The sequence below is a fragment of the Candidatus Zixiibacteriota bacterium genome, assembly GCA_022865345.1.
Taxonomy (GTDB): domain Bacteria; phylum Zixibacteria; class MSB-5A5; order MSB-5A5; family RBG-16-43-9; genus RBG-16-43-9.
This window is the reverse complement of record JALHSU010000131.1, coordinates 1-7,778: the sequence shown is the minus strand read 5'-3', so window position 1 is coordinate 7,778 and position 7,778 is coordinate 1. Positions and strand designations below refer to the sequence as shown.

Here is a 7,778-nt window from a genome sequence, read left to right as displayed (position 1 = left end):
GTGTTGCTGTCGAGCGCATTTAGTCCCATAGCCGTGTTGTAGTATCCCGTGGTAAGGGCTTGGAGGGCATCCCTACCCACACCGGTATTACCGCCTGCGCCCGATAGCGTGAAATTGCCCGCATTGACCCCGGCAAAGAAGTTATCGGTGCCGAAATTGTGGATGAACCTATCAGCCCCGGATTTAATCACCCCCACGCTGGCCGTGCTGGGGGGAAGTCTGAAGTTCCCGGTTAGCTCCAGTTGTTCTTTGGGACTGGTCGTCCCGATGCCGACATTGCCATTCAGATGATAAACGGTATCGCCTTTAATGGTCCAATCATTGTCACCTGTTCCAGTAGCTACCCGGTAAGCATAAGGCACACTCACCATCGGTTTTCTGGGGATTATCTCCGGATCTCCTCCTACTGTGACTCCCAAATATCTTATGTTCCCATTAAAAACCGTATCCGGTATTGGGTTCACATTTCCCAGGAGAACATTAAATATCCCTTTATCTACTCCAACTGCTGCTTGGGTTTCTGTCCAGAGAGGTGTTTGAGTGATTGGGTCTGCATAGATGGAAAAGACCATCTGAATAGTTGTATCCAGAAGTGCTCCAGAGGATTTGGTCAGTTTGCCTTGATAATTTATCATCTGCGGCACTTGGGCAGAGGAATAAGAGAACAAAACTAACATTAGCCCCGCTACTATTAAAAAGTACTTGGATTTCATTTTTAATACCTCCTTGTTATGACCACCTATTCACTTTTTTTAGTTAACTTAAATCCTCCCCACCCCAATTTTAAGTCTCATAAACTCCTCCTTTCGTTTGAGATTAGGAGGACAGAACGATGTTCTGTCCCTACAATTCTGGCGACCCTAAAAGGGTCGCGCTACGATGACCAAAAGATTCTTATGCTCTTTCGGAGCTTGAAATGGCATGTATTCCCCCTCAAATTAACTGTTGCTCCTGAAATGTTAGTATTACGAATAACATATACAAAGCCCTGACTTTGTCAAGGAAAAATATCTCCCAACTTTTTATTGACAACTCCTTGATTTTACACTAAATTAGTTCAGTTTAGAAAAACGGTTCCGCATAGACGAAATTCGCACAGGAGGTCGGAAAATTGAATTATGCAGTGATTTTAGCCGGGGGGAGAGGGGAGAGGTTCTGGCCTCTTTCCAGGGGAGGTCATCCCAAGCAGTTATTAGAGATTACCTCAGATAAGACTATGTTGCAGGAAACCATTGACCGGATCAGCGATTTCATACCGATTGAAAGAACCCTGATCGTTACCGGGCAGAATTTAAAGAGTCCTATCCTCGAAAAGATTAAGGTGCTAAAGGAAAAAAACCTTTTGATAGAACCAGAGGTCAGGAACACCTGTATGGCAATAGGAGTGGCGGCAGTTCACCTAAAAAAAATCGACCCATCAGCAACGATGATAGTCCTTTCCTCAGACCATTACATCCAGACCAAAGAGAAGCTACAAAAGGTGTTAAAAGTGGGGGCAGAGGTGGCTAATCAGGGAGAAAATCTCATTACCATAGGCATTGTACCCTCCCGGGCTGAAACCGCATATGGATATATCGAGTTTTCTGATCTCTTTACCTCTATTGACAACATAACGGTATATCGGATTAACCGTTTCAGGGAAAAACCGAACCGCATGCTGGCCCAGGAATATTATTATGACCGAAAACACCTCTGGAATAGCGGAATTTTTATCTGGACTGTGGATACGATCCTCAAAGCTCTGCAGAGGTATATGCCAGATATTTATCAGGAGTTGGACCTGTATGCCAGGGAAATAGGCATCAAAAGCCAGGAACAGGCATTAAAAACCTTGTATACAAGAGCTGAGAATATCTCCATCGACTGCGCGGTTTTAGAAAAGGCGGAGAATGTCCTGACCATAAAGGCAGATCTAATCTGGGACGACATCGGCTCTTGGCTGGCTCTGGAAAGGATCAAGCAGAGGGACCGGGAGAACAACGTCATAATCGGGAAAGCCCAGGTTACCGGGACCTATGAGACCACCATTGTCAACGATGGGTCTGGGATAATAGCCACTCTGGGAGTTTCTGATCTGGTTATTGTCAGGACCGGGGATATTGTTTTCGTGGCGCATAAAACCAGGGTTCAGGATGTCAAAGAGCTTCTCCAAAAATTTGCCTCTGATAAAAACCTGGAAGAGTATCTCTAAAACACTTTTTTTATTCCCATGGATCCGTTTAACGGATGATAAAAACCGAGATTTTGAAACCCTCTGCGGATAATCAGGATAAGCCATTACTGCAACGGGCGGCTGAAATAATAAACAGAGGAGGGGTGGTCGCTTTCCCCACTGAAACAGTTTACGCTTTAGGCGCCGATGCGATGAACGAGCGTGCGGTGCAGGGGGTTTTCCACCTGAAAAAAAGAATGTCCGGAAAACCGGTTGCTATTTTTCTTCCAAAACTACAGGATTTGAAAAGATTTGTAAAAGAGATAACTCCCTCAGCCAGCAAATTGATCAAAGAGTTCTGGCCGGGTCCCTTGACCTTAATCTTCAAATCCAAACCCGGTCAGATGACTTATCTTACCGGAAAAGAGGGGAAATTAGGAGTAAGGGTTTCATCCTCGAAATTTGTACAATCACTTCTGATAGAAACCGGAACCCCGCTCACAGCCACCAGCGCCAACCTCGCAGGAAAGCCTGAACCAGTTTCGGCTGAGCAGGTCTTGAGTTACTTTGACGGAAAAATAGACCTGGTCATAAACGGTGGACACTCGTACAGTGCAACACCTTCAAGTGTAGTGGACGTATCAGAGGAGATACCGATTCTTCTGAGGGAAGGTCGTATCCCTTATGAGAAACTAAGAAAAATCGTTCCTGAGCTTAAAAGAAAAAATAAAAAGTAGGGCGAGGCTTTTAGCCTTGCGATTTTAAAGTTATGGAGAATATAAAAAAAGAATTTAAAATCTTGTTTGTCTGCACCGGAAACACCTGTCGCAGTCCAATGGCTGAAGGGATTTTGAAGAAACTCTTAGCTGAAAAGGGGATCAAGAATATAAAGGTCAGCTCAGGCGGGACTCAAGCCCTGGATGGTTACCCGGCTGCCCCTTTTACTCTTGAAGCCACCAAAGTCTGGGACATAGACTTAAATGAGCATTCCTCTAAAAAACTTACAGCGGATTTACTAAGAGAATCTGACCTAATTTTAGTAATGTCGCCCGAACATTTACAGCATATTAAGAAAATTGACAGGAGCACCTTAGCTCGGACTTATCTGTTAAAAGCCTTTCCACATAAGGATGATAATGATAATTTAGCAGTTAAAGACCCGATCGGAGGTTCCTTAGAAGAATATAACCAATGTTTTTTGGAGTTAGATGAGGAGATAAGGAGAATACTGCCGGAAGTTATCCGGGTTTTCGAGAAAAAAAATGAGGAGAATAACTGATTCTCAGAACTCAAAATATCTACTGTTTTCATTTTCTTTTTTAATCTTAGTTCTGACTGGGTATTATAGAGGCATAAAGGCTCAGGAAGTCCCGGTAGAGACTTTAAGCGTGAAAGACACTCTTCAGTTGAGAGATACACTTTCTGCTCCACAGGGCATAGATACTCTGGGAAAAACCCCGGTTCCAGTTGACACTTTGAAGAATGAAAGGGAAGTGCCCAACCTTTCTTTTGGAGTCGGTGAGAGGCTGCAGTTTAAGGTCAGATGGGGACCTATCAAGGCGGGTAATGCAACTATGGAAATTCCGGAGATAATAGAATACCATGGAAGAAAATGCTTCAGAATCGTCTCCACAGCCGAGTCAAGCAAATTCTTTTCTGCATTTTTTAAAGTCAGAGATCGTGTGGAATCTTTTACGGATGTGAAGGGACTTTATTCTCTCCATTTTGAAAAGCACATTAGAGAAGGTAAATTCCAGTCAGATAAATTTGTCGATTTTGACCAGCAAAATCATCTAGCTTTAACAGATAATGACACAATTCCTGTACCTCCTTTTGTGCAGGACGTGCTTTCCGCTTTATATTATGTAAGAACTCAGCCTCTGGAGATCGGGAAATCGTTATTTGTGGACAATCATACGGACAAGAAGAATTACGCTTTGGAGGTAAAAGTCTTAAAAAAGGAAAGAGTGGAAGTGGATGCTGGCACTTTTGACTGCGTGGTGGTTCAGCCGATACTTCAGGCAGCAGGGGTCTTTGAACAAAAAGGGACTCTGACTGTCTGGCTGACAGATGATCAAAAGAAGATGCCGGTTTTAATGAAGAGCAAAGTGATGATTGGTTCCATAACCACTGAGCTTACGGATTATCGTCTGGGCAGGGTAGGAGAAAAATAAGAATGTCTCTTTACAAACAGATAGATTTAACCAGGACCAAAACCATTCCGCTTTCTTCAAGGAAAAGCAAGGCACAGGTGAAAGATTTTGCACAACCAAGCTCAAAAAATGATAGAATAGACGATTTCCTGAGACGACTGCCCAAGTATTTTAAGGTAAACGACTTATATGAGCTATTTAAAGCTATACGTCAAGCAAAGGACAAGGATAAACCTGTAATATTTATGTTTGGCGCCCATATAGTTAAATTGGGTTTGTCGCCGATTATCATTGATTTGATGAGGAATAAGTTTATAACTCTTATTTCCACTAATGGAGCCGGAGCAATTCACGATTTCGAGATAGGCATGTGGGGAAAAACCTCTGAGGATGTGAAAGAAGGTCTGAAAAAAGGCACCTTTGGTATGTCTGAGCAAACCTCCAGACTTTTCAACCAGATTTCAAAATGTTCGATTGATGCAGAGCAGGGATTGGGCGAGGGAATTGGTCAATTTCTCGTTCAGAGTAAAGCCAAATTCAGAAAATACAGTCTCCTGGCTGCGGCTTTTGAGCTTAAAATCCCGGCTACTGTGCATGTCGGCATAGGAACTGATATTGTGCATCAATCCCCTCATTTCGATCCTGCCGCAACCGGAAAGGCAACTTTCACTGATTTCAAAATCCTGGCAGAAGAGATTTCAAAACTTCACAATGGCGGAGTGGTCTTGCATTTTGGCTCTGCCGTAATTTTACCAGAGGTTTTTTTGAAAGCTCTTTCAGTTGCCCGTAACATAAAAGGAAAAGTGGAGAATTTCACCACAGCCAATTTCGATATGATTCAGCATTATCGGCCCAATATGAACGTTGTCTTACGACCCACCCAGGGAAGCGGAAAAGGATATTCTTTTACCGGTCATCATGAGATTATGCTGCCGCTTTTAGCCTGGGCGTTGAAGGCAAAATAAGGCTTGAGATGTGAAACGTGAGACGAAAAAACGGCATTGGAGTGTAAAACTTTAGTTTTACCCACGACCTCAAATGGGATCGATGGAATGGAATCCGTTCAGATAAACCTGAAGGTTTATACTCCAGCTTGAACATAAAAGAAGAGGTATAAATGGCAAGGTTAGTAGAATGCGTGCCTAATTTCAGCGAAGGAAGAAGAGCTGAGGTGATTGAGGCTATCTTAGCTGAGATAAAATCAGTTGAAGGGGTCATGCTCTTAGATAAGGAGATGGATAAGGACCATAATCGTGCTGTGATCTCATTTGTGGGAGGCCCCCAGGAGGCTAAAGCTGCCGCTTTCAAAGCAATTGCCAGGGCGGCTCAGTTGATAGATATGGATCTGCACAAAGGTGAGCATCCCAGAATGGGAGCAACTGACGTAGTACCGTTTGTACCGATCTCTGGGGTAACTATGGATGAGTGCATCACTTTAGCCAGGGAGTTAGGTGAAGAAGTTGGGGAAAAACTGGGCATTCCGGTTTACCTGTATGAATCAGCAGCCACTCGCCCGGACAGGGTGAACTTAGCTGATGTGCGCAAAGGCGAATATGAAGGTATTAAAAAAGATATAGAAACTAATCCTGATAGAAAGCCGGATTTTGGGCCCTCAAAACTTCCTAAAGCTGGTGCTACTGCTATCGGAGCCAGGATGCCTCTGATAGCCTTCAACGTTTACCTGGGAACAAGGGACGTAAGTATAGCCAGGAAAATTGCCAAGGCGATCAGGTTTTCAACCGGGGGGTACAGATATGTGAAGGCTCTGGGTTTTGAGATAAAGGAAAGGGGACTGGTTCAGGTTTCGATGAACCTGGTCAACTTCAAGGAGACGCCGATTTACAGAGTGTTTGAGACAATTAAAAGAGAGGCTGAAAGACATTCAGTCCCGGTGATTTCCAGCGAAATAGTCGGGCTTACCCCACTTGAAGCCCTGGTGGACGTGTCTGATTTTTATTTGAAATTCGAGAACTTCAAAAAAGGACAGGTCTTAGAAGAAAAGCTGATGACTTTTGCGGGAAAGCAGCAAGCAGGACTGTCCGATTTTATGGATGAAGTCGCGGCCGGGACTCCGGTGCCTGGAGGCGGAAGTGTTGCTGCCTCATCCGGAGCCTTAGGTGCGAGCCTGGTCTCTATGGTTTGCAGGCTGACCATAGGAAAGAAAAAATACCAGGAATTTGAAGAGGAGCTTAAGAAGGTCTTAGAGGAGTCTGAGAAACTACGCCAGGAATTAAAAGAGTTAATCATAAAAGACGGCGAGAGTTTTACCAGGGTTTTAGATAGTCTCAAGCTTCCTCAGAACACTCCAGAAGAACAGACCAGAAGGCTTGTGGCGATTCAGGAAGCATATAAAGAAGCAGCCCTGGTTCCCCTGAGAACTATGGAGAAATCCTTAGAGGTTTTGAAGCTTTCCCGCATAGTAGTGGAGAAGGGAAACGTAAACACTCTGAGCGATGCCGGAGCCTCTGCTCTTATGGCTAAAAGTGCCTTAGAGGGTGCGCTTTTGAACGTGAAGATAAATCTGAAATCGATTGAGGATCAAACCTTCGCATCTGAGCTGAAAAATAAGTCCGAATTTATCCTTTCAGAGTCTCAAAGGCTCAAACAGGAGATAGATACTCTTCTGCAGGAGAAGTTGTAAGTGGAGAAAAAATATATAGATTTGCATATCCATACCACTGCCTCAGATGGCCTTCTGACTCCTGAGAAGGTGGTGGAGCTGGCTAAGGAGCTGAATCTGTCTGCGATTGCCATTGCAGATCATGATACTGTGGACGGGTATGAAAGCGCCAAAAGTAAAGCAGAGGAATCAGGCGTTGAACTAATCCCGGCAGTAGAGTTGAGCCTGTCTTACCAGGGCAGGGACTTTCATCTCTTAGGATATCTGATCAATTGTGATGATCCTACCTTCAAAAAAAAGATCGAGGAGTTCAGACAGGAGAGACTTTTCAGAGGGGAGAAAATGGTGGAGAAATTGAACGAATTAGGAGTGGCATTGCGCATGGAAACGGTTAAAGGAATTGCCAAGGGTGCTTCAGTAGGAAGGCCTCATTTAGCAGATGCACTGCTCAAAGAAGAATACGTCAGGTCTTACAACGAAGCCTTTGCGCGCTATTTGGGTTACCATGCACCGGCCTATGTGCCGAAAAAATATTTGACACCGCAGAAAGGGATAGAGCTGGTTCATCAAATCCAGGGGCTTGCCATCTTAGCCCATCCGGGAACTGCTCATCAGGATGAGCTTCTGCCCGATTTTCTGGAAATGGGAATAGATGGGATAGAGGCTTACCATTCGCAGTATGAGCGGTATCAGGTTGACCATTATATCAACCTGGCTAAAAAATTTGGGATACTCTACACCGGTGGTTCGGACTGCCATGCCAGAGCTGATATGGTGTTGATGGGAAAAGTGAAAGTCCCTTACCGCTGTCTGGAGATGCTAAAGAAAGCTAAACAAAAGAAATTTGGAGGAT

At 44.3% G+C, this 7,778-nt stretch carries 8 protein-coding genes; 7 read left to right on the top strand and 1 reads right to left on the bottom strand.

Translation table 11 applies throughout. The features are described 5' to 3' along the window. The coding region (locus tag MUP17_05820; protein MCJ7458489.1) for a hypothetical protein at positions 1-713 on the bottom strand (713 nt) is incomplete at its 3' end. A 398-nt stretch (positions 714-1,111) separates the two neighbouring features. Here MUP17_05820 and MUP17_05815 point away from each other — a divergent pair. The 7 genes from MUP17_05815 to MUP17_05785 form a co-directional block, all read left to right on the top strand. Next, a complete protein-coding gene (locus MUP17_05815; protein MCJ7458488.1) occupies positions 1,112-2,191 on the top strand; it encodes a sugar phosphate nucleotidyltransferase in 1,080 nt (359 codons plus the stop codon). A gap of 35 nt (positions 2,192-2,226) precedes the next feature. After that, positions 2,227-2,889: an L-threonylcarbamoyladenylate synthase gene (locus MUP17_05810; GenBank protein MCJ7458487.1), complete on the top strand. Its 663-nt coding sequence runs from the start codon at positions 2,227-2,229 to the stop codon at positions 2,887-2,889. Between the two features lie 32 nt (positions 2,890-2,921). Next, positions 2,922-3,431 carry a low molecular weight protein arginine phosphatase gene (locus MUP17_05805; protein ID MCJ7458486.1) on the top strand — a complete coding sequence of 170 codons (510 nt, stop codon included), beginning with the start codon at positions 2,922-2,924 and terminating at the stop codon, positions 3,429-3,431. Next, the gene (locus tag MUP17_05800; protein ID MCJ7458485.1) at positions 3,415-4,326 is read left to right on the top strand and encodes a DUF3108 domain-containing protein; all 912 of its coding nucleotides are present in this window, start codon (positions 3,415-3,417) and stop codon (positions 4,324-4,326) included. Before MUP17_05805 ends, MUP17_05800 begins: the two co-directional genes overlap by 17 nt. Positions 4,327-4,328: 2 nt before the next feature. Next, entirely contained in the window at positions 4,329-5,270 is a 942-nt protein-coding gene (locus tag MUP17_05795) for a hypothetical protein (GenBank protein MCJ7458484.1), read from the top strand. Positions 5,271-5,422: 152 nt separating this feature from the next. Beyond that, positions 5,423-6,946, top strand: coding sequence for a glutamate formimidoyltransferase (ftcD, locus tag MUP17_05790; protein MCJ7458483.1), 1,524 nt, complete (start codon positions 5,423-5,425; stop codon positions 6,944-6,946). Further along, on the top strand, positions 6,947-7,778 hold an 832-nt coding region (locus tag MUP17_05785; protein ID MCJ7458482.1), incomplete at its 3' end, for a PHP domain-containing protein. It abuts the gene before it with no gap.